This window comes from Pseudomonas sp. HN2 (assembly GCF_020736465.1).
Classification (GTDB): Bacteria; Pseudomonadota; Gammaproteobacteria; order Pseudomonadales; family Pseudomonadaceae; genus Aquipseudomonas; species Aquipseudomonas moraviensis_A.
The window spans coordinates 1,353,230-1,376,050 of sequence record NZ_CP085885.1 but is presented as its reverse complement, the minus strand read 5'-3'; the positions used below and the strand labels follow the sequence as shown (position 1 = coordinate 1,376,050).

Annotated in this window: 17 protein-coding genes and 2 tRNA genes; 13 read left to right on the top strand and 6 right to left on the bottom strand. The window is 60.1% G+C overall.

The features are described 5' to 3' along the window. The first annotated feature begins 74 nt into the window (after positions 1-74). Positions 75-2,564 (top strand): ligase-associated DNA damage response DEXH box helicase, encoded by a 2,490-nt coding sequence (locus LIS66_RS05995; protein ID WP_227973800.1) that lies wholly within the window; start codon positions 75-77, stop codon positions 2,562-2,564. After that, entirely contained in the window at positions 2,561-3,214 is a 654-nt protein-coding gene (gene pdeM, locus LIS66_RS05990) for a ligase-associated DNA damage response endonuclease PdeM (RefSeq protein ID WP_416220741.1), read from the top strand. The genes LIS66_RS05995 and pdeM overlap by 4 nt, the downstream gene beginning before the upstream one ends. A gap of 43 nt (positions 3,215-3,257) precedes the next feature. On the opposite strand, the gene LIS66_RS05985 is transcribed toward pdeM, so the two are convergent. Both LIS66_RS05985 and dcd read right to left on the bottom strand, forming a co-directional pair. Continuing rightward, positions 3,258-3,467, bottom strand: coding sequence for a hypothetical protein (locus LIS66_RS05985; protein WP_016771389.1), 210 nt, complete (start codon positions 3,465-3,467; stop codon positions 3,258-3,260). Positions 3,468-3,574: 107 nt separating this feature from the next. Beyond that, positions 3,575-4,141 (bottom strand): dCTP deaminase, encoded by a 567-nt coding sequence (gene dcd, locus LIS66_RS05980; RefSeq protein WP_007940589.1) that lies wholly within the window; start codon positions 4,139-4,141, stop codon positions 3,575-3,577. A 355-nt stretch (positions 4,142-4,496) separates the two neighbouring features. Between dcd and LIS66_RS05975 the strand changes: the two genes are divergently transcribed. Further along, positions 4,497-4,706: a cold-shock protein gene (locus LIS66_RS05975; RefSeq protein WP_002554837.1), complete on the top strand. Its 210-nt coding sequence runs from the start codon at positions 4,497-4,499 to the stop codon at positions 4,704-4,706. A 163-nt stretch (positions 4,707-4,869) separates the two neighbouring features. On the opposite strand, the gene LIS66_RS05970 is transcribed toward LIS66_RS05975, so the two are convergent. Further along, the gene (locus LIS66_RS05970; RefSeq protein ID WP_042608238.1) at positions 4,870-5,877 is read right to left on the bottom strand and encodes a DUF481 domain-containing protein; all 1,008 of its coding nucleotides are present in this window, start codon (positions 5,875-5,877) and stop codon (positions 4,870-4,872) included. Between the two features lie 165 nt (positions 5,878-6,042). On the opposite strand from LIS66_RS05970, the gene LIS66_RS05965 reads away from it, so the two are divergent. The 4 genes from LIS66_RS05965 (at position 6,043) to LIS66_RS05950 (ending at position 10,815) form a co-directional block, all read left to right on the top strand. Further along, positions 6,043-6,396: an MGMT family protein gene (locus LIS66_RS05965; protein ID WP_042608239.1), complete on the top strand. Its 354-nt coding sequence runs from the start codon at positions 6,043-6,045 to the stop codon at positions 6,394-6,396. A 43-nt stretch (positions 6,397-6,439) separates the two neighbouring features. Further along, positions 6,440-7,999 (top strand): AmpG family muropeptide MFS transporter, encoded by a 1,560-nt coding sequence (locus LIS66_RS05960; RefSeq protein WP_042608240.1) that lies wholly within the window; start codon positions 6,440-6,442, stop codon positions 7,997-7,999. Between the two features lie 129 nt (positions 8,000-8,128). After that, positions 8,129-9,844, top strand: coding sequence for a proline--tRNA ligase (locus LIS66_RS05955; protein ID WP_042608241.1), 1,716 nt, complete (start codon positions 8,129-8,131; stop codon positions 9,842-9,844). Between the two features lie 17 nt (positions 9,845-9,861). After that, on the top strand, positions 9,862-10,815 hold the full coding sequence (locus tag LIS66_RS05950; RefSeq protein WP_042608242.1) for a hypothetical protein: 954 nt from the start codon (positions 9,862-9,864) through the stop codon (positions 10,813-10,815). 94 nt (positions 10,816-10,909) lie between these two features. On the opposite strand, the gene dinB is transcribed toward LIS66_RS05950, so the two are convergent. Beyond that, positions 10,910-11,971: a DNA polymerase IV gene (dinB, locus tag LIS66_RS05945; RefSeq protein ID WP_227973799.1), complete on the bottom strand. Its 1,062-nt coding sequence runs from the start codon at positions 11,969-11,971 to the stop codon at positions 10,910-10,912. A 279-nt stretch (positions 11,972-12,250) separates the two neighbouring features. Here dinB and LIS66_RS05940 point away from each other — a divergent pair. The 5 genes from LIS66_RS05940 (at position 12,251) to LIS66_RS05920 (ending at position 17,706) form a co-directional block, all read left to right on the top strand. Further along, positions 12,251-12,327, top strand: a tRNA-Met gene (locus LIS66_RS05940). A 221-nt stretch (positions 12,328-12,548) separates the two neighbouring features. Further along, positions 12,549-12,625, top strand: a tRNA-Met gene (locus LIS66_RS05935). A gap of 279 nt (positions 12,626-12,904) precedes the next feature. Beyond that, positions 12,905-15,544: a bifunctional lysylphosphatidylglycerol flippase/synthetase MprF gene (gene mprF / locus LIS66_RS05930; RefSeq protein ID WP_227973798.1), complete on the top strand. Its 2,640-nt coding sequence runs from the start codon at positions 12,905-12,907 to the stop codon at positions 15,542-15,544. After that, entirely contained in the window at positions 15,544-16,839 is a 1,296-nt protein-coding gene (locus tag LIS66_RS05925) for a virulence factor family protein (protein ID WP_227973797.1), read from the top strand. The genes mprF and LIS66_RS05925 overlap by 1 nt, the downstream gene beginning before the upstream one ends. 552 nt (positions 16,840-17,391) lie before the next feature. Beyond that, complete coding sequence (locus LIS66_RS05920) at positions 17,392-17,706, top strand: DUF3077 domain-containing protein (RefSeq protein WP_227973796.1); 315 nt, start codon at positions 17,392-17,394, stop codon at positions 17,704-17,706. Between the two features lie 198 nt (positions 17,707-17,904). On the opposite strand, the gene LIS66_RS05915 is transcribed toward LIS66_RS05920, so the two are convergent. Next, complete coding sequence (locus LIS66_RS05915) at positions 17,905-19,746, bottom strand: potassium transporter Kup (RefSeq protein ID WP_416220756.1); 1,842 nt, start codon at positions 19,744-19,746, stop codon at positions 17,905-17,907. Between the two features lie 349 nt (positions 19,747-20,095). Between LIS66_RS05915 and rimO the strand changes: the two genes are divergently transcribed. Further along, a complete protein-coding gene (rimO, locus tag LIS66_RS05910; protein WP_227973794.1) occupies positions 20,096-21,433 on the top strand; it encodes a 30S ribosomal protein S12 methylthiotransferase RimO in 1,338 nt (445 codons plus the stop codon). Positions 21,434-21,617: 184 nt separating this feature from the next. On the opposite strand, the gene LIS66_RS05905 is transcribed toward rimO, so the two are convergent. Continuing rightward, positions 21,618-22,759 (bottom strand): IS3 family transposase gene (locus LIS66_RS05905; RefSeq protein WP_416220740.1). Its coding sequence is split into 2 segments (ribosomal slippage): positions 21,618-22,498 and positions 22,498-22,759, totalling 1,143 coding nucleotides; the frame shifts between segments, so codons are not numbered across the junction. Positions 22,760-22,821 lie beyond the last annotated feature (62 nt).

Sequence of the window (22,821 nt, the reverse complement as noted above, 5' to 3'; positions counted from 1 at the left end):
AAGCCACAAAAATCAAACTTGTCGCCACGCTTCGCTGTCTCTGAAACAACACCTCCAGAGCGCACGCAGCCGGCATGGCGAAATCCCCCGACTTTGCAAAAACCTGGTTCAGCGCTCGCGCCTGGAAGCCGTTCGCCTTTCAGAAACAGGTGTGGGCGGCGGTAAAAAACGGCGAATCCGGCTTGCTCCACGCCAGCACCGGCGCCGGCAAAACCTATGCGGTGTGGTTTGCCGCGCTCAATCGCTTCGCCCGCTTGCAGCCGCCCGTGGCCACGCCACGCAAACGCAAACCGCCGGCTGAACCGCTGACGGTACTGTGGATCACGCCGATGCGCGCCCTCGCCGCCGACACTGCCCGCGCACTGCAAAGCCCGGTGGATGATTTGCAGATTCCGTGGAGCATCGGTCTGCGCACTGGCGACACCAGCAGCAGCGAACGCGCTCGTCAGGGCCGGCGCCTGCCGACCACCCTGATTACCACACCTGAAAGCCTGACCCTGCTGCTCGCCCGCGCCGACGCGCGCACGGCGTTGTCGACCCTGCGCATGATCGTCGTTGATGAATGGCACGAGTTGCTCGGCAACAAACGCGGCGTGCAGCTGCAACTGGCCCTCGCCCGTCTGCGTCACTGGCAGCCGGAACTGATCGTCTGGGGCGTTTCCGCCACCCTCGGTAATCAGTCTCACGCCGAGCAAGTGCTGATCCCACAGGGCGGCGGCGTCAGTGTCCAGGGTAAAAGCGAAAAAACCCTGCAGGTCGATACCCTGCTCCCACCGGCCACCGAGCGTTTTCCGTGGGCCGGACACATCGGCCTGAAGATGCTGCCGCAAGTGGTGGCCGAACTCGACGCCTGCGCCAGCAGCCTGGTGTTCACCAACACCCGCGCGCAGTCGGAGATCTGGTATCAGGCGCTGCTGGAATCGCGGCCGGACTGGGCCGGGTTGATCGCGTTGCACCACAGTTCACTGTCCCGCGACACCCGCGACTGGGTCGAGCAGGCGTTGAAGAATGGCCAATTGAAAGCCGTGGTGTGCACCTCAAGCCTGGATCTGGGCGTGGATTTCCTCCCGGTCGAGCGCGTGCTGCAGATCGGCTCGGCGAAAGGGGTCGCGCGGTTGATGCAACGTGCCGGGCGCTCCGGCCACGCACCGGGGCGCACCTCGCGGGTGACGCTGGTGCCGACCCACAGCCTTGAACTGATCGAAGCGGTCGCCGCCCGCGATGCCGTCGAGCAACGGCGCATCGAGCCACGCCTGTCGCCGCACAAGCCGTTGGATGTGCTGGTCCAGCATTTGGTCAGCATGGCCCTCGGCGGTGGCTTTATTCCTGAGGATCTGTACGAAGAAGTCCGCGGCGCCTGGGCTTATCGCGACCTGACACCGGCGGACTGGGCCTGGGCATTGGCTTTCGTACGCCACGGCGGGATGTCTCTTACAGCGTACCCGGACTACCGCCGGGTCGAGCCGGACGAACACGGCGTCTGGCGTGTGCCGGATGCACGTCTGGCGCGGCGCCATCGCATGAGCATCGGCACCATCGTCAGCGACGCGAGCATCAACCTGAAATTCTGGAGCAAGGGTGGCGGCGGCAAACAGTTGGGCAGCGTCGAGGAAGGCTTTATCGCGCGACTGAAACCCGGCGATGGTTTCCTCTTCGCCGGCCGCTTGCTGGAGCTGGTACGGGTGGAAAACATGACCGCCTACGTTAAACGCAGCACCGCGAAAAAAGCCGCCGTGCCACGCTGGAATGGCGGGCGCATGCCGTTATCCAACGAACTGGCCGAAGCGGTGGTGGCGCGTTTCAGCGCCGCTGCTCAAGGTCATTTCAACGGCCCGGAAATGCACGCGCTGCGGCCGCTACTGGAAACGCAGATACGCTGGTCTGGGTTGCCCACCACGGAAAATCTGCTGGCCGAAGTGCTGAAATCCCGCGAAGGCTGGCACCTTTTCCTCTATCCATTCGCCGGGCGCCAAGTGCATCTGGGGCTGGCGAGCCTGCTGGCGTGGCGCGTCAGTCAGCGCCAGCCTGTGACCTTCTCGATCGCGGTGAATGACTACGGCCTGGAATTGCTCAGCGCCACGCCGGTGGACTGGGCCACCCATCTCGACGCACACCTGTTCAATGCCGATGACCTGTTGCTGGACGTGCTGGCCAGTCTCAATGCCGGCGAACTGGCGTTGCGCCGCTTCCGTGAAATCGCGCGGATCGCCGGACTGGTGTTCGCCGGGTATCCGGGCGCACCGAAGAGTACGCGCCAGGTGCAGGCGTCGAGTGGCTTGTTTTTCCAGGTGTTCAAACAATACGACGCCGACAATCTGCTCTTGGCCCAGGCCGGGGAAGAAGTCCTGCGCGAAGAACTGGATATTCGCCGCCTGGAACAGACACTGGCGCGCATCAATCAGATGAAACTCGACGTGCATCAGGTTAAACGTCCTACACCGCTGGGCTTTCCGCTGCTGGTGGAGCGGATGCGCGAGAGCATGAGTTCGGAAAAACTGGCTGACAGGATCAGAAGAATGGTCGGTGACCTGGAAAAAACTGCTGATAACGGTAAATCGTCGTGAGCGCCTACCCGGTGCGCCTGGCCGGCGAAGAATTGTGGTTACTGCCGGAGAAAGCCCTGTATTGGCCCGCGCAGGAGGCGCTGCTGATCGCCGACGTGCATTTCGGCAAAGCGGCGGCCTATCGCAGCCTCGGCCAGCCGGTGCCGCATGGCACCACGGCTAGCAACATCGAAGTGATCGACGCGCTGCTGGCGCGACTGCCGTGTCGCCAATTGATCTTCCTCGGCGATTTTCTGCATGGGCCTGGCTCCCATGTCCCGACCACACTGAATGCGCTGGCAGAATGGCGCGCGCGGCACGCTGACCTGCCGATGACGCTGATTCGCGGCAACCACGACAAACGCGCTGGCGACCCACCCTCCTCGCTGAATATCCGCGTGGTACCCGAGCCGCTATTGCTCGGGCCATTCGCCTTGCAACATGAACCCGATCCGCATCCCGAACGGCACGTGCTCGCGGGACATGTTCATCCGGTTTATCGATTGCACGGCAGAGGCCGGCAGAGCTTGCGCCTGGCCTGTTTCAGGTTGGGTGAGCGCATCAGCCTGATGCCGGCGTTCGGTGCGTTTACCGGCGGCTATCAGGTCGAGCGCGACGACAGCTGTAAAGTCTTCGTGATCGGCGACAACGAAATATGGCCCGTCAGCTAGATCGCAGATCGATCGGGTTGACGGGCCATATTCATGAGTAGGGTCAGGCAACTGGCGCCGGAGGCGGTTCGTCCGGCAGCGTTGGTTCGCCTGGCTCGGTCGGTTGTTCGTTGGGAGTATCAGGATCGGGCTGGCCGGGCACGCCGCCGGACAGGCTTAACGACGGATTCGCCAGTAGCGACCAGGCCAGTACGCCTATCTGATTGGGCTCAAGCCTTGCCAGTTCAGCGCTGATTCGCGGGTCGATCTTCATAGGGCACTCCTCAGTGAAGGCCCGAATTTGTGTGTAACAAAAACGGGCAGTACACCCCATAGAGTGTCTGCCCGCCAAAGAATTCCCGACATCCGTCGGATGGTCGATCAGGTACGTGGCAAGGTCACGCCACGCTGGCCCTGATACTTGCCGCCACGATCCTTGTAGGAAACTTCACATTCCTCGTCGGATTCAAGGAAGAGCATCTGCGCCACGCCTTCGTTGGCGTAGATTTTCGCCGGCAGGTTGGTGGTGTTGGAGAATTCCAGGGTCACGTGACCTTCCCACTCAGGCTCGAGCGGAGTGACGTTGACGATGATGCCGCAGCGCGCGTAGGTGCTTTTACCCAGGCAGATGGTCAGCACATTGCGCGGAATACGGAAGTACTCGACGGTGCTGGCCAGGGCGAAGGAGTTCGGCGGGATGATGCAGACGTCGCTGTGGATGTCGACGAAGCTGCCGGCGTCGAAGTTCTTCGGGTCGACGATCGCCGAGTTGATGTTGGTGAACACCTTGAAGTGGTTGGTGCAACGTACGTCGTAACCGTAGCTCGACACGCCGTAGGAAATCACCCGGCTGTCGTCGCTGCCGCGCATCTGGCGCTCGACGAACGGTTCGATCATGCCGTGTTCCTGCGCCATGCGGCGAATCCACTTGTCCGATTTGATGCTCATGGCGGGGTTGTCCTGAATAGCGAGGTGGAAAAATTCTGTCCGGCATCTTACCGGGCGCGTCGCCGCGATCAAAGTGCGCAACGCAATTCTCGGCGAACACCCCGTATTTACGAGATGTGGCGACGAACAGCCGCACCGCCGATCCCTAAAACACAGAATCCTTTGCAAGAAACATTGGCACGTTCCGGAAAAAGGGTTAAGGTGGCGTCACTGTGTTGCTTGTGTCACTGAGAATCTCTACACGATATGTTGAATTTCGATCCAACCATCTACAAGAATTTTTCCTGCTCTTTGCACTCAGTCTCGGCCAGGGTTCTTCCTGAGTCGCAGTTATCTTTGTTCAAGGAGTTACACCATGTCTAATCGCCAAACCGGTACCGTTAAGTGGTTCAACGATGAAAAAGGCTTCGGCTTCATCACTCCACAATCCGGTGACGACCTGTTCGTTCACTTCAAAGCTATCCAATCCGACGGCTTCAAAAGCCTGAAAGAAGGCCAACAGGTTTCTTTCATCGCTACTCGCGGTCAGAAAGGCATGCAAGCTGAAGAAGTACAAGTTATCTAACTTGTAGCTTCTTTAGAAAAGAGCCCCGCCCTTAAAAGCGGGGCTTTTTTGTGGGCGCTTGTTTTTGAGCGTAAAAAAGATCGCAGCCTTCGGCAGCTCCTACAGAGGATTGATGTACACCCCGTAGGAGCTGCCGAAGGCTGCGATCTTTTGCTTTAAGCTTTTACCAGGCCACGCCAAACCCTGCGGTATAGCGGGTCTTGTTCAAATCGGCATCGTTGGTGCCACTGATGATGTCGCGCTCGGCCTTGAGATTGAGCGAGGCCCATTCGGTGACCTTGTAGCGCAGGCCCAGCTCGGCATCCAGTGCGTAATCGGCGACGCCCGACAACGGCTTGCCGACTTCGCCATTGGTGAAGAACTCGACTTTCTTGCCGATCAGGTAGCGGTTGTAGTCCCACTTCATCGCGACGGAATAGAAGTTGTCCTTGCTGCCATCGCGGTATTCATAGTCGGTGCGGTTAAGCAACGAACCCAGCGAGAACGCGCCCAGTTCGTCGTCCCAGAACTGGTAGCCCGGACCGGTACCGACCACACGCTGACGCGCCAGCTCTTCGATGTGATCACGCTTGTAGTTGATGCGCCCCTGCCAGAACCACTGATCGGTGAGGAAGCGGTCGAGGGAGTATTCGGCGCGCCAGTTGTTGGTGGTGGTTTCCGCATCCTGCACTTCGCGGTTGTACTCGCCCTCAGCAATATGCCGCCAGCGACCATGGCGAGCGGAAGTCTTGAAGCCAACATCGTAATCGTCGGTGTCCTTTTCGGCGCGCTGATAGTCCAGCGCCAGGTCGACGTTGCCCTTCCACACCAGGTCGGTGACGATCGGCTTGGGCTTGAGGATCTGCTGAATGCTCGCCAGCTCGACTGTCTTCGGCGCCTCGCCATTGGCCAGGGTGACCTTGCCGTCGTCGGCCGCGGTGAGCGATTTCGACACTTCGCCAGCATAGGCGTCCTGCTTCACCAGCAAGTGCTGATCGCTGTCGAGGGTCTTGACCTCTTTCCAGTCAATTGCCACGGCACCGGCGTATTTGGTCTGGATCAACAGCTTGCCGCCGTCGAAGACCGTGATAGTGCCACTCAACTTGTCGCCGTTTTTCAACCAGACGGTGTCGGCAAGCAGGGGCGTGGACGTGCTGAAAACAGCAAGGCACAACAAGGTTCTGGGGAACATAAGCAGACCGGGGGCTCAGAGTTGGCGAAAAGGGTCGGCATTATCCGTAGGATTTTGCCCATGACAAGGACTGACCGGACTATTTCAATTGAGTTCATTTCTCAACTGCGCCCCAAGCGATTACCCTTGTCACCATTGTCACGCCAATGCTCAGGAGCCGCGTACGTGAAAGACCCGCTCGACAGCGTCGAAAACGATGCGCAAATCCGACGCACGGCGCTCTACTCGACGCTCGCGCAAGTGCCCGAAGGCAAAGTCGTCAGTTATGGACAGCTGGCCGAACTGGCCGGACTGGGCCGCGCCGCGCGCTGGGTCGGGCGCACCTTGAGCCAGTTGCCCGGCGACACCAGACTGCCCTGGCACCGCGTATTGGGTGCCGGCGGACGCATCAGCCTGCCGGTCGGCACCCCCTCCGGTGATGAACAACGCGCGCGATTGCGCATGGAAGGCATCACCATCCAGAACAATCGTGTGGATATTCGGCGCCATGGCTGGCGTCCGGTAGAGCACAGCGGTTAGAGTGCGCGCTTTGTTTTCGCAATTTTGAGGCAGACTTCAGCCCATGCCCCGTAAAACCTGGCGCGCCGCGCTCGCCGCCTATGCCAGTCCTTCGACGCTCGTGCTGTTGTTGCTCGGTTTTGCCGCCGGCCTGCCGTACATGCTGGTGTTCTCGACGCTCTCCGTGTGGCTGCGTGAAGCGGGCGTAGCCCGTGAAACCATCGGCTATGCCAGCCTGATCGGCTTGGCGTATGCGTTCAAATGGGTCTGGTCACCGCTGCTCGACCAATGGCGCCTGCCCTTGCTGGGCAAACTCGGTCGTCGCCGTTCCTGGCTGGTGCTCTCTCAGGCACTGGTGATTCTTGGCCTGATCGGCATGGGTTTCTGTGATCCACAGAAGCACTTGTCCTGGCTGATCGCGATTGCCGTCGTCGTCGCTTTTGCCTCAGCCACGCAGGATATCGCGGTCGACGCCTATCGCCTGGAAATCGCCGATGACAGCCGCCAGGCCGCCCTCGCCGCCAGTTACATGTCCGGTTACCGCGTCGCCGCCCTGCTCGCCACCGCCGGCGCGCTGTTCTTCGCCGAAGGTTTCGGCTCCACCGGTTTCAACTATAAGCACGCGGCGTGGACCGGCACCTATGTGCTGTTCGGCGCATTGATGGTGCCCGCGCTGCTGACCACGCTGTTCATGCGTGAGCCGCCGGTGCCGCTGCGCACGCAGTTGCAGGCCGGGCGCTATACGTTCATGCATCAATTGATGTCGGTGTTCGTGCTGATCGTTTTGCTGGTTTCCGTACCGGCGATGTTCACCCAGCTGTACAACACTGATTTCGCTGGCGTGCTGTTCGGCGACATGAGCCCGCTCGACCTGCTGCTCGAAGACCGCGCTTTCCTTCGCGCCATTCTCTATACGCTACTCACGGGGATGTGTCTGTCGGCCATGGGCCGGCGTGGATTGGCGCCGGTGCTGACGCCGGTCAATGACTTCATCCTGCGTTACCGCTGGCAGGCGCTGTTGCTGCTGGGCCTGATCGCCACCTACCGGATGTCGGACACGGTGATGGGCGTGATGGCCAACGTGTTCTACATCGACCAGGGCTTCACCAAGGATCAGATTGCCAGCGTCAGCAAGATCTTCGGCCTGATCATGACCCTCGTTGGCGCCGGCATGGGCGGCCTGTTGATCGTGCGCTTCGGCATCCTGCCGATCCTGTTTATCGGCGGCGTGGCTTCGGCGGCGACCAACCTGCTGTTCGTGATGCTCGCGGACATGGGGCCGAACCTGCAGATGCTGGTGGTGACCATTTCCCTCGACAACTTCAGTTCGGGCCTGGCGACGTCAGCGTTCGTCGCCTACCTGTCGAGCCTGACCAACCTGAAATTCTCGGCCACGCAATATGCCCTGCTCAGCTCGATCATGTTGCTGCTGCCGCGCCTGATGGGCGGCTATTCCGGCGTGCTGGTCGAGAAGTTCGGCTATCACAGCTTCTTCCTCATTACCGCCCTGCTCGGCGTGCCGACGCTGCTGCTGATTGCGCTGCACTGGTTTCAGGAGCGCCGCCGCGAAGGGCCGACACCGACGCCCGAACCCGCACCGACGCCCGCAACCGAAGAATCGTAGGACACTTCGCCGGTGACGGGAGGAATCCCGCCACCGGACCTTTGCGCCGGCCACACTTCTGTACGTCAGCAAAACTCGCCGGTACACTGCTCCGTCATTTCCAGTCATAGCAACCGACAACGGCCAACCATGCGCACCAGTCAATTTTTGCTCGCCACACAGAAAGAAACGCCTTCCGACGCGGTCGTGATCAGTCATCAGCTGATGCTGCGCGCCGGCATGATCCGCAAGCTTGCCTCGGGCCTGTACACCTGGCTGCCCATGGGCCTGCGAGTCATGCGCAAGGTCGAAGCCATCGTTCGCGAAGAAATGAACGCTGCCGGTTCTCTGGAAGTGTTGATGCCGAGCACCCAACCGGCCGAGCTGTGGCAGGAGTCGGGGCGCTGGGAAGAATACGGCCCTGAGCTGCTGCGCATCAAAGACCGCCACGGTCGTGATTTCTGCGCGGGCCCGACCCACGAAGAAGTGATCACCGATCTGATGCGCAACGAGTTGAGCAGCTACAAACAGCTGCCGATCAACCTGTACCAGATCCAGACCAAATTCCGTGACGAAATCCGCCCACGCTTCGGTTTGATGCGCGGCCGCGAATTCATCATGAAGGACGCCTACTCCTTCCACGCCGACCAGGCGTCGCTGCAGATCACCTATGACCGCATGCACGAGGCGTACTGCAACGTGTTCACGCGTCTGGGCCTGAAATTCCGTCCGGTTGAAGCCGACAACGGTTCGATCGGTGGCGCCGGCTCCCACGAGTTCCACGTGCTGGCCGAGTCCGGCGAAGACGATATCGTTTTCAGCAACGGTTCCGACTACGCAGCGAACATCGAAAAAGCCGAAGCGGTGCCACGGGAAACCTCGCGCCCTGCGCCAACCGAAGAGCTGCGCCTGGTTGACACGCCGGACACCAAAACCATCGCGGCGCTGGTGGAAAAATTCAATCTGCCGATTGAAAAGACCATCAAGACCCTGATCGTTCATGCCGAAGAAGAAGGCAAGCTGATCGCGCTGGTCATCCGTGGCGACCACGAACTGAACGAAATCAAGGCTGCCAACCAGCCAGGCGTGGCCAGCCCGCTGGTGATGGCCTCCGATGCCGAACTGCGTGATGCGATCGGCGCCGGCGCTGGCTCGCTCGGCCCGCTGAACCTGCCGCTCCCGATCATCATCGACCGTTCGGTCGCGATGATGAGCGACTTCGGCATCGGCGCGAACATCGACGACAAGCACTACTTCGGCGTGAACTGGGAGCGTGATCTGCCGATTCCGACCGTTGCCGACCTGCGCAATGTCGTTGCGGGCGACCCAAGCCCGGACGGTAAAGGCACGCTGGAAATCAAGCGCGGCATCGAAGTCGGCCACATCTTCCAGCTGGGTAACAAGTACAGCAAGGCGATGAAGTGCGAAGTGCTGGGCGAGAACGGCAAGCCGGTGACCCTGGAAATGGGCTGCTACGGCATTGGCGTATCCCGCGTGGTTGCCGCTGCGATCGAGCAGAACAACGACGCCAACGGCATCATCTGGAGCGACACGCTGGCGCCATTCCAGATCGCTCTGGTACCGCTGCGCTATGAAACCGAGCAGGTTCGCGAAGCCACCGACAAGCTGTATGCCGAACTGACGGCGGCCGGTTTCGAAGTGCTGCTGGACGATCGCGACAAGAAAACCAGCCCGGGCATCAAGTTCGCCGACATGGAGCTGATCGGCATTCCACACCGGATCGTGGTCAGCGACCGCGGCCTCGCCGAAGGCAACCTGGAATACAAGAGTCGTTCCGCAGCAGAGGCGCAAGCGCTGCCGGTGGCCGATGTTGTGTCCTTCCTTCAGGCCCGTATCCGCCGCTGAAACCAGATAGAGACGTCATGTTCAAGCGAAACACCTTAGGCCTCGGTGGCGCCGCCCTGTGCGGCGCCCTGCTGGTCAGCGGCTGCGCCAATCACATGTCGCAACGCAGCGAGCACGAAGAGCGGGTCGAGCGAAAGTTGCTCGATCACAGCCTGCAGATCGATGTCGGCGAGCCCAAGGTGCTCGAGCTGCCGCAGCGACGCGTGAAGATCAACGAGCAGAAGACCTTCGAAGTCACCGAGTTCGAAGTCACCCGCCGTTACGACCGCTACACGCCTTACCAACCCTGGCGCGAAGTCTATGAGATTCCGCTGGGCGCGGTGGCCGTGGTCGGTGGTGTCGGTGCGAACGTGGTCAACGTGTTCGCGCTCGGCAACCTGCCGGACAGCGTCACCAAGGATTGGCTGAGCTACGGTTTCGCTGGGCTCAACCCGTTCATGAACGCGCAGTCCAACGGTCGCGCGCAGCAGAACCTCGCGGGCATCGACGAAGTCCAGCGCGACAAGCGCACGGAGTATTCGAGCCTGCCATGGAGCGAGCGCCCGGTGCAGGTGAAGGCCGGCAAGCAGACGTTCGACATGACCACCGACCGCAACGGCGTGCTGCGCTTGAACCTGCTCGACAGTCCTTTCGCCGAACATGACCTCAATCATATCGGCCGCTTGCAGATCAGTGTCGAAGACGCCAAGGATGACGTGCACTCCGACTCGACACTGATGCTCAGCGGTCACCTGCGCGGCAAGTTGCTGGAAGCGCACGGGCTGATTTATGACGATCTGGAAGATGACGAGGTGAGCCAGTGGGTGCACCGGGTCAAACGCCTGTCGGAACTGGGCCTGGAAGAGGAAGCCAGCGAACTGGAACAAAGCCTGATCGAACTGACGCGCAATGATCCGGAGTTGCAGACTGAGTTTCTCAAGTCTTTGGCCAAGGATGCCGGGCGTTTAGTGGCTGATCCGGGGCCGAATTAAGCCTTGAAAGATCGCAGCCTTCGGCAGCTCCTACAGGGTGTACACCATCCCGGTGTAGGAGCTGCCGAAGGCTGCGATCTTTTGCTTTGACGATCTACCGCTCAAACAACTCCATCTGCTCAAACCCGCCGCGCAAATCCTCCAGCCTCACCCCCACTCCCAACAACCGCACCGGCTTGCCGCCGCGATTGAACGCCTGAGTCAGCAGCAACTGATAACTGCCCAGGTCCCGCCCTGCCCCGGCCTGTTCCAGTGTGGTCTGGGTAAAGTCATGAAATTTGACTTTGACGAACGGCTTGCCCGGTCGGTAACTGCTGTCGATCCGCGCCATGCGGTTTTTCAGGGTGTCGAGCAGCTCGGGCAATTTATCGAGGCAGGCGCGCAAATCCGGAAGATCAACATCGTAGGTGTTTTCCACACTGATCGACTGACGCCGACTGTCGTTGTGCACCAGGCGGTCATCGATCCCACGGGCGAGATTCCACAATCGCTCGCCAAAACTGCCGAATTCACGCACCAGCGCCAGCCTGCCCCATTCGCGCAAGTGCTGGCAGTCAACGATGCCGAGCTTGCCGAGCTTGTCGGCGGTGACCTTGCCGACGCCGTGCAGCTTGCTCACGGGCAGACCGCTGACGAAATCCTCGACCTGATCCGGGGTGATCACGAACAAGCCGTTGGGTTTCTTCCAGTCGCTGGCGATCTTCGCCAGAAACTTGTTCGGCGCGACGCCAGCGGAAACGGTGATGTGCAGTTGATTGGAAACCCGGCGGCGGATGTCCTGGGCGATGCGCGTGGCGCTACCGCCGAAATGCGCGCTGTCGGACACATCCAGGTAAGCCTCGTCCAGCGACAGCGGCTCGATCAGATCGGTGTAGTCGGCGAAGATCGTATGAATTTCCTTCGACGCTTGCCGATAAGCGTCCATGCGCGGCTTGACGATGGTCAGGTCCGGGCACAGCTTCAACGCATGCCCGGAGGCCATTGCCGAGCGCACGCCATAGGCGCGCGCTTCATAGTTGCAGGTGGCGATCACCCCGCGCCGGTCCGCCGAACCACCCACCGCCAGTGGCTTGCAGGCCAGACGCGGGTCATCGCGCATCTCGATGGCGGCGTAGAAACAGTCACAGTCGATGTGGATGATTTTTCGCTGGGTCATGTCGGAAAAAGCAACGTGGCAGGCCGGAGCGGCAGTATCTCATTGGCACCTGTATATAGCACCAGTGGTTGAATGTTGTTTTCCGACCGTAGGATATTTCCGACGAATTTATTTTCTCAATCAAGGATCGCCGACCAATAGAGCTGAAAGCCTTGCGCGGCCTGCCCTGCGTGCCGATCACCGGATTCCGAAAAGATCCTAAGCGCTTGAACCTCAACAGATTTATCCTGATCGAAGGTTGACACACTCGCGAACCTCTGTAGAATGCCGCCACACAGACGCGGGATGGAGCAGTCTGGTAGCTCGTCGGGCTCATAACCCGAAGGTCGTCGGTTCAAATCCGGCTCCCGCAACCAAACATCGAAAAAGGCTACTCGAAAGAGTGGCCTTTTTTGTGCGCGTCTGTTTTGTTCAACCAGCATCGTGCGACACAGGTTGGGGAAAAACAGGATTTCTTTGGATTTCCGAAACTTAACGCGCGCCTGCGACCGTTTGCCGCGATTTCGCAGTTATTTGACCCATTCCGGGATTAGCGGTTGACACCTCGCCGTTCGCCTGTAGAATGCCGCCACACAGACGCGGGATGGAGCAGTCTGGTAGCTCGTCGGGCTCATAACCCGAAGGTCGTCGGTTCAAATCCGGCTCCCGCAACCAAACATCAAAAAAGGCTACTCGAAAGAGTGGCCTTTTTTGTATCTGTCGAAAAAGTCCTTTCGCAACAATGATCTGTCACTGTGCAGTGAACCGCTGGGGATCATCAGAACTGCTGTGTTGCGACTATGCTTGAGTCGCAGACAGGCTTTCTGCAATCCAGGAACTGCCCTCGCCGATGCCCGACGAGAGGCGTAGTATTTTGTGATTATTTTTTTCTACAGGGATTGGTAACTTGGCTGGATACCTCCATCCTGTCGCGCACAATCCAAGAGGTGATTGATGCGCGCCAACTCGTCTGATCCACAAGACACCGTTACAGCAGAACAACCGATCAAACCCCAGCGTTTGCGCTGGCTGGATCGGTTAAGCAAATACCGTCAGCCGATCGGTCTGGCGGTGACGTTGCTGCTGTTTGCCATTGCCCTGATTGCCTGCCGCCATCTGCTCGCCGAGCTCGATCTCGACGCGTTGCATGACTCGATTCTCGACGTACCGAAACCGGCCCTGCTCGGCGCCATCGGCGCGACCGTGATCGGTTTCATCATTCTGCTCGGCTATGAATGGTCGGCCAGCCGCTACGCTGGCGTGAACCTGCCGCCGCGCACGCTCGCCCTCGGCGGCTTCACCGCGTTTGCCATCGGCAATGCGATTGGCCTGTCGCTGCTGTCCGGCGGCTCGGTTCGTTATCGTTTATATGCGCGATTGGGTGTCGGTGCGTCAGAAGTTGCGCACATGACGCTGTTCGCCAGCCTCTCGCTGGGCTGCGCATTGCCGCCGCTGGCTGCACTGGCAACGTTGAGCAATCTGCCCGCCGCCTCGCAAGCGCTGGGACTGTCGGAAATCTTGCTTGGTTCGGTCGCCGCCGCCGTACTGATCCTCGGTGCAGTGTTGGCGATCGGCATCTATCGCCGTCGTCTGCCGGAACAACCCTACCCCGACAATCTGCTGGTTCGCGCCGGTCGGCGGACATTGCGCCTGCCGGGTCGACGCCTGACCCTTCTGCAACTGCTGATCACCGCTCTCGACGTCGCGGCTGCTGCCACCGTTCTGTATTTGCTGCTGCCGGAAGCGCCACCGTTTGCGCCATTCCTGCTGGTCTACCTGTTGGCGCTGGCCGCGGGCGTGCTCAGTCATGTGCCGGGCGGCGTTGGCGTGTTCGAAGCGATTCTGCTTGCCGCGTTTGCCGATAAGCTCGGCGCCGCGCCGCTGGCCGCTGCCCTGCTGCTCTATCGCCTGATCTACGTGGTGTTGCCGCTGCTGGTCGCCTGCGTGTTGCTGCTGATCAACGAAGGCCAGCGCCTGTTTCAGACCCAGACCATGCGCGCCGCGTCCGGTCTGGCGGCGCCGATTCTGGCGGTGCTGGTGTTCCTGTCGGGAGTGGTGCTGCTGTTTTCCGGCGCGACCCCGGAGATCGACACGCGCCTGGAGCACATCGGTTTTCTGATCCCCCATCGTCTGGTCGACGCCTCGCACTTCGGCGCCAGCCTGATTGGCGTTTTGTGCCTGTTGCTCGCCCAAGGCCTGCGTCGGCGCCTGTCGGCGGCGTGGATGCTGACTACCATTCTGCTGCTGGTCGGCGCCCTGCTTTCGCTGCTCAAAGGCTTCGACTGGGAAGAAGCCACGCTGATGACACTGACGGCGGCACTGCTGGGTGTGTTCCGCCGCTCCTTCTACCGCCCGAGCCGCCTGACCGAGCTGCCGTTCTCGCCGCTGTATCTGGTCGCCAGCCTGTGCGTGCTGGGCGCTTCGGCCTGGTTGCTGCTGTTCGCCTATCAGGACGTGCCCTACAGCCATCAACTGTGGTGGCAGTTCACCCTCGACGCTGACGCGCCGCGCGGCCTGCGCTCGCTGCTCGGCGCGGCGGTGTTGCTGGTGATCATCTCCCTGACCTGGCTGCTGCGCACCGCGCGCCCGGTGATTCATTTGCCGACGCCGGACGAACTCGACCGCGCAGCGAAAATCCTCATGGCCTCGTCGCAACCCGATGGCGGCCTCGCGCTGACCGGTGACAAGGCGCTGCTGTTTCATCCCAACGACGAGGCGTTTCTGATGTACGCCCGGCGTGGCCGCAGTCTGGTGGCGCTGTACGACCCGATCGGGCCGAGCCAGCAACGCGCGGAAATGATCTGGCAGTTCCGCGACCTTTGCGACATCCATCACACCCGCCCCGTGTTCTATCAGGTACGTGCGGAGAATCTGCCGTACTACATGGACATCGGCCTGACCGCGATCAAACTCGGCGAAGAAGCCCGGGTCGATCTGCGGCGCTTCGATCTGGAAGCCAAGGGCAAGGAGATGAAAGACCTGCGCTACACCTGGAACCGTGGCACCCGCGACGGTCTGTCGCTGGAAATCCATGAGCCGGGTCAGGCGCCGATGGATGAGCTGAAGGTCATTTCCGATGCCTGGTTGACCGGCAAGAACGTGCGCGAGAAAGGCTTCTCCCTCGGCCGTTTCAGCGACGATTACCTGAAGCATTTCCGCATCGCGGTGATTCGCTTCGAAGGCCGTCCGGTGGCGTTCGCCAATCTGCTTGAGACTTACAGCCACGATCTGGCCAGTCTCGACCTGATGCGCGCGCACCCGGAAGCGCCGAAGCTGACCATGGAATTCATGATGGTCGGCCTGATTCAACACTATAAGAGTCACGGATACGCGCGCTTCAGCCTGGGCATGGTGCCGTTGTCGGGGTTGCAACCCCGCCGTGGTGCGCCACTGACCCAGCGTCTGGGCTCGATGGTTTTCCGCCGTGGTGAGCAGCTGTACAACTTCCAAGGCTTGCGCCGCTTCAAAGACAAGTTCCAGCCTGACTGGGAACCCCGTTATATGGCCGTGCCCGCCGGACTCGATCCGCTCGTGGCGCTGGCCGACACTGCTGCCCTGATCGCGGGCGGCTTGACTGGATTGGTGAAACGCTGATGATTCAACGCTCCCTGAAGTACATCCTGGCCGCCCTGCTGGTGCTGGCTGTGATTGCCGGCGGCGGTTACTGGTACCTGAAACGCCCGGCACCGGAACCGACCGTCGAACAGCTCAAACCCGTCGATGGCGCGGCCATGACCCGGGTGATTCCGGGCAGCAAGCCGAAGGCTCAGGTGTTGGTGGCTGTCACCGACGAACAGAAGCTCTCCGAGAAACAACTGACCACCCTCAGCCGCAGCGCTTCGGCGCAGATCGTTCAAGTGATTCTGCCCGAGGACTGCCTGCTGCAAAGCCGCGCACTGCAATCGGGCCTGCGCGAACTGAACGGCCCGGCCACTCTGGTCAGCGGTATCGGCCCGGGCGCTGTGCTGGCGTGGCGCTGGCTGGCGGAACAGAAAGACGACAAGGCCCAGGCCATCTCCGTCGATCTGGCCCTGGAAAAGCCCGGCTGCACTCACCTGCTGCCAAAATCCGCCGCCCACGGCCACTGGCTGGTGGCGTGGAACGACAACCCGGACGACGCCAGCGCAGGTTTCGTCCGCGATCAGCCGAACGCCGAAACCAGCATCAGCGACTACGACATCAACCTGCCGCAAGTGCTGAACAACGAACTGCGCAAAATCCTCGTCGGCGGCGACAAGGCCAACGGCGGCCTGGCGATCCCGGTAGTGGAAGTTCCGGCCGGTCAGGCCAACGACACCGTGACCCTGTTCCTCTCCGGTGACGGCGGCTGGCGCGACCTCGACCGCGACGTCGCCGGGGAAATGGCCAAGATCGGCTACCCGGTCGTCGGCATCGACACCCTGCGCTACTACTGGCAGCACAAGAGCCCGGAACAAAGCGCCCTCGACCTCACCGAACTGATGCAGCATTACCGGCAAAAATGGGGCACCAAGCGCTTCATCCTCACCGGCTACTCGTTCGGCGCGGACGTCCTGCCAGCGATCTACAACCGCCTGCCAGAGAACGAACATCAGCGCGTCGACGCGATCATCCTGCTCGCCTTCGCCCGCACTGGCAGCTTCGAAATCGAAGTCGAAGGCTGGCTCGGCAACGCCGGCAAAGAAGCCGCCACCGGCCCGGAAATGGCCAAACTGCCAGCGGCCAAGGTTGTGTGCATCTATGGTGAAGAAGAAACCGATGAGAGTGGCTGCACCGACAAGACTGCCGTTGGCGAAGCGGTGAAACTGCCAGGTGGTCATCACTTCGATGAGAACTACCCGGCGCTGGCCAAGCGTCTGGTGGAGCTGATTCAGAAGCGCCAGAGCAAGGATTCGGTCGCCGAAGAGTGATCTGAGCCGCCGACTACAAAAGCCCCCGCCATCTCACAATAGCGGGGGCTTTTTACATTTGCGTGGATCACCCCAATCCCCTGTAGGAGCGAGCCTGCTCGCGATAGCGGAGTGTCAGCCACCTATTTGCCAACTGACACACCGCTATCGCGAGCAGGCTCACTCCTACAGGGAAACAAGTGTCCGACGTTTAGTTTCGTTTACGTCTGGTCTCGCAATATCAGATGACGCCCACGGACCTTGTAGGCAAACTCCGAAACTCTTGTTGGGGCGCTGTGCCGCTCTATTACGCTGTTTTTCGACGGGATACTCTCCGGACGTCGCTGACCCATTCAGCGATCGGGCTTGGTAACCCGGTGGAATAAGGCGCAACAGCGCACCCGACACGACTCAGGCGAAATCCCGTCCGAGCCCCTGTGTTATGGCAGCTGTGTGTGGGACGCTTTCGAGCGTGCCGGTTTCCTTGGTTCCCCGGTTTACCAACCTGCGCACAGCTGCCACCCATTCGCTTGGTATCGGATGCGGCAGCTCTCGAAATCAAGGGAACTGACCATGAACAATCCATCTGATCTTAAAACCATCGGTTTCACCCCCTTCCTCTATAACTCGGATCAAGCGTTCTTCAACGTCCGCTCCGGCATCCCGATCATCAATGCCTTGTCCCAATCCTCCGACCTGCTATCCCTCGCCAAATCCTTCGCAGAAGACGCAGCCTTCAACAGTGACACCGACCGTCATGCCTGGGCCGCGCATTACCTGACGGTGATGGGCAAAGCCTTGATTGATGATGTAATTCAGGCGTTGATGCCACGACCTGCGCGGACGAAGACTGAATCTAAAGCTGACCTGTCTGAACGCACCTCTTGATTCAACCCAATACCCTGTGGGAGCGAGCCTGCTCGCGAATGCGGTGGTTCAGCCACCACATGCTTCGACTGACACTAAGCCTTCGCGAGCAGGCTCGCTCCCACAGGAGATATGCGGTGGATTGACAGTTTATGTGCAGGCACAAAAAAGCCCCCGCCAGCCACAAGGCTGACGGGGGCTTTTCAGTTGAGGCGCAGGCTACATCTCCACCTGCGTGCCGAGCTCAATCACCCGGTTCAGCGGCAGATTGAAGAACCGCAGATTGCCATTGGCATTCTTCAACATGAACGCAAACAACGCCTCACGCCAACGCGCCATGCCCTCGAGTTTCGAGGCGATCACCGTCTCGCGACTGAGGAAGTAAGTGGTACGCATCGGGCTGAAGTCGAGGTCTTCGAGGTGGCACAACTTCAACGCCTGCGGCACGTCCGGCTCGTCGGTGAAACCGAAGTGCAGGATCACCCGGAAAAAGCCCTCCCCGTGCGCTTCGACTTCGAAGCGACGGGATGGCGGCACACGCGGGATGTCTTCGTAGACCACCGTCAGCAACACCACTTGCTCATGCAGCACCTGATTATGCAGCAGGTTGTGCAACAGCGCGTGCGGCACGGCATCGGAGCGGGCAGTGAGGAACACCGCCGTGCCCTGTACGCGATGCGGGGGTTGTACGCGGATGCTGCTGATGAAGATCGGCAGCGGCAGCGCGCCTTCGTCGAGGCGTTCGACCAGCAGTTGTTTGCCGCGCTTCCAGGTGGTCATCAGCACGAACAGGGCGATACCGGCGATCACCGGGAAGGCGCCGCCCTGAACGATCTTCGGCACGTTGGCGGCGAAGTACAGGCCGTCCACCAGCAGGAAGCCAAGCAGCACCGGTACCGCAAGAATCGGTGGCCATTTCCACAGCAGCAGCATGACCGCCGACACCAGAATGGTGGTCATCAGCATGGTGCCGGTCACCGCCACGCCATAAGCCGAGGCCAGTGCGCCAGAGGATTCGAAGCCGATCACCAGCAGCACCACGCCGACCATCAGCGCCCAGTTCACCGCGCCGATGTAGATCTGGCCCTGCTCGTCGCTGGAGGTGTGCTGGATGTACATGCGCGGGATGTAGCCGAGCTGGATCGCCTGACGGGTCAGGGAGAATGCGCCGGAAATCACCGCTTGCGAGGCGATCACCGTGGCCAGTGTCGACAGGCCGACCAGCGGAATCAGCGCCCAGCTCGGTGCCAGCAGATAGAACGGGTTGCGCGCGGCGTCAGGATTTTCCAGCAGCAACGCACCCTGGCCAAAGTAATTCAGCACCAGCGCCGGCAGCACCAGCAAGAACCAGGCGCGAGCGATCGGCTTGCGGCCAAAGTGGCCCATGTCGGCGTACAGCGCTTCGGCGCCGGTCAGCGCCAGCACCACGGCGCCGAGAATCGCCACGCCCATGCCCGGATGCACGATGAAGAAATTCACCGCCCACATCGGATTGATCGCGTGCAGCACTTCCGGGGTATGGCTGATGCCATACACGCCGAGGGCGCCGAGGACGACAAACCAGGTGACCATGATCGGCCCGAACAGGATGCCGATCCGCGCGGTACCGTGGCGCTGGATCAGAAACAACGCGACCAGCACGACCAGGGACAGTGGCACCACCCAGTGATCAATGCCGTCGAACGCCAGGCCGAGGCCTTCGATCGCTGATAACACGGAGATAGCCGGGGTGATCATGCTGTCGCCGTAGAACAGCGCCGCGCCGATCAGCCCGCAGACCACCAGCAACGTACGCAGGCGCTTGCGCCCCGACGCTGCCCGCCGTGCCAGTGCGGTGAGGGCCATGATGCCGCCCTCGCCCTGGTTGTCGGCGCGCAGCACGAACATCATGTACTTGATCGAGACCACCCAGATCAGCGACCAGAAGATCAACGACAGAATGCCGAGTACGCCATCGTGATTGACCGGCACACCGTATCCGCCGGAAAACACTTCCTTGAGGGTGTACAACGGGCTCGTGCCGATGTCGCCATAAACCACCCCGACCGCCGCGACCAGCATGCTCAGCGGTCTGCTCGCCGAACCCTCGGCGCCCGCCGCATGACTACTTGCCTGACCCATCCAACACTCCTGATCTTGATACCGGCTTCTTAGAAGGAAGCACTATGCTTTGTATTGCAGCATGCGCTGTTTTACCTGTTGTTACAGACCAATGATTGACTGCAAGAAATCGGTAAAGCTCAACGGCGCGAAGCATAGCGCAGCACTCGTCGTATTTCCCCGTATAAAGCTGGTCAAGTGCGTTGCCCGCCGCTAGAATTGCGCACTTTTTGATCAGAGGCGCGCCCCAAGCGCCCATCCGTCGGTTTGCGCATCAAGCAAGCGACGTCACAAAACACCGAGGTTAGACATGTCCACCACTCCTGCGCCGGCCAATCCCAAGGTTGGCTTTGTATCTCTGGGTTGCCCGAAAGCACTGGTCGACTCCGAGCGCATCCTGACCCAGCTGCGCATGGAAGGTTATGACGTGGTGTCCACTTATCAGGACGCCGACGTTGTAGTCGTCAACACCTGCGGTTTCATCGATTCGGCCAAGGCTGAGTCGCTGGAAGTGATCGGCGAAGCGATCAAGGAAAACGGCAAGGTCATCGTCACCGGTTGCATGGGCGTGGAAGAAGGCAATATCCGCGACGTGCACCCGAGCGTGCTGGCCGTGACCGGTCCGCAGCAGTACGAGCAAGTGGTCAACGCCGTGCACGAAGTGGTGCCGCCGCGTCAGGATCACAACCCGCTGATCGACCTGGTGCCGCCACAAGGCATCAAGCTGACCCCGCGCCACTACGCGTACCTGAAGATTTCCGAAGGCTGCAACCACAGCTGCTCGTTCTGCATCATCCCGTCGATGCGCGGCAAACTGGTCAGCCGTCCGGTGGGTGACGTGCTCGACGAAGCTCAGCGTCTGGTCAAATCCGGCGTCAAAGAGCTGCTGGTGATTTCGCAAGACACCAGCGCTTACGGCGTTGATGTGAAATACCGCACCGGTTTCTGGAACGGCGCGCCGGTGAAAACCCGCATGACCGAACTGTGCGAAGCCTTGAGCACGCTGGGCGTCTGGGTCCGCTTGCACTACGTTTACCCGTACCCGCACGTCGATGAGCTGATCCCGCTGATGGCCGCCGGCAAGATCCTGCCGTACCTGGACATCCCGTTCCAGCACGCCAGCCCGAAAGTGCTGAAGTCGATGAAACGCCCGGCGTTCGAAGACAAGACCCTGGCGCGGATCAAGAACTGGCGCGAGATCTGCCCGGACCTGATCATCCGTTCGACCTTCATCGTCGGCTTCCCGGGCGAAACCGAGGAAGACTTCCAGTACCTGCTCAACTGGCTGACCGAAGCCCAGCTCGACCGCGTCGGGTGCTTCCAGTACTCGCCAGTGGACGGCGCTCCGGCCAATGATCTGGATCTGGAGATTGTTCCGGACGAGGTCAAGCAGGATCGTTGGGAGCGCTTCATGGCGCACCAGCAGGCGATCAGCTCGGCCCGTCTGCAAATGCGCATTGGTCGCGAGATCGAAGTGCTGGTGGACGAAGTCGACGAGCAAGGCGCGGTCGGCCGCTGCTTCTTCGATGCGCCGGAGATCGATGGCAACGTGTTTATCGACAACGGCAGCAATCTGAAACCGGGCAACAAGGTCTGGTGCAAGGTGACTGACGCTGACGAATATGATCTGTGGGCTGAGCAGATCTGATCTGAAGATCAAAAGCCCCTCACCCTAGCCCTCTCCCAGAGGGAGAGGGGACTGATTGAGGTGTTCTCGCGAGCTTCACCGACCTGAGCCATCCAGTCGAACTCAGGTTTTGAACAGCACAAAGATCAGCTCCCTTGTTCTGGTCAAACGATACTGGACACGGTTATAGGGTTTAGGTCATTTCTCATGCTGCCAAGGCTTCCATTGCTACCGGAGTCCGATATCCGTTGTGACTGTGCAGCCTGATCCGATTGTAATAATGGGTCAGGTAGCGCAACACATCGGTACTAGCCTCATCTTCGTTTCGGTAGCCAGCCTTGGGTATCCATTCAGATTTCAAACTGCCAAAGAAACGCTCCATCGGGGCGTTATCCCAGCAGTTTCCTCGTCGACTCATGCTTTGTTTTATGCGCATGTCCGCCAGCATTTCACGAAATATTTTACTGCTGTAATGACAGCCCTGATCCGAATGGAACATTAGGTTTTCAGGGCGTCCTCGCGACTCGAAAGCCATCTTTAACGCTCGACAGGTCAGAGCTGAATCCGGGCTTCTGGACATCGCCCAGCCGACGATACGCCGGGCATGCAGATCAAGTACAGCAGCCAGATAAACCCAGTAAGTACCGGCCCAAATGTAAGTCACGTCGCCACACCACACTCGATTGGGGACCTCGACATTGAATTTACGCTCCAAATGATTGGGGGCGTATTGCGCCTCCGCACCGCTGGGTTTGTAACGATGCCTGCGCCGTTGCTGACTCTTCAACCCGAGCTCGCGCATCAGGCTACGAGCCATGTAACGACCCACCGACTCTTTTTCGTTACATAGCGCCTTTGACAGGCTGCGCGCGCCCATTGAGCCGCGACTTTGCTCATGTAATTCAGCAGCTTTGATCTTTAGGCGATTGCGCCCGTCATCTACTTTCGCCCGCTGTTTCAGACGCTCGTAATAACTGCTGCGGTTGATTCCAAATACAACGCACAACTCGGATCTTGAATATTGCTCGCTTAACTCCTCGACCAGCCTTACCGATCGAGGGAATCCGACATCAAGAGAGCTGTAGCCTTTTTTAAAATTTCCTTCTCGCGCTCAATCCGTCGAATTGTTGCTTCCAGTTCCTGGATGCGTTGTTGGTCAACGGTCATGGCCTTGGACTTCTCAGGCGTCTTGCCGCTGCGCTCCGCACGCAGTTGCTCAACCCAGCGACGCAGAGCTGTAGGGCCCACGCCCATTGCTTCGCAGGCTTCACTCACCGAATAGTCTTTATCCAAAACCAGGCAAGCCGCATCCCGTTTGAAATCTGTCGAAAAATATCGTCTGGTCAAATCACACCTCGTCTATGGGCGTAGATTACCGCCCTTTAGGGGTGTCCAGAATCATTAAGCCA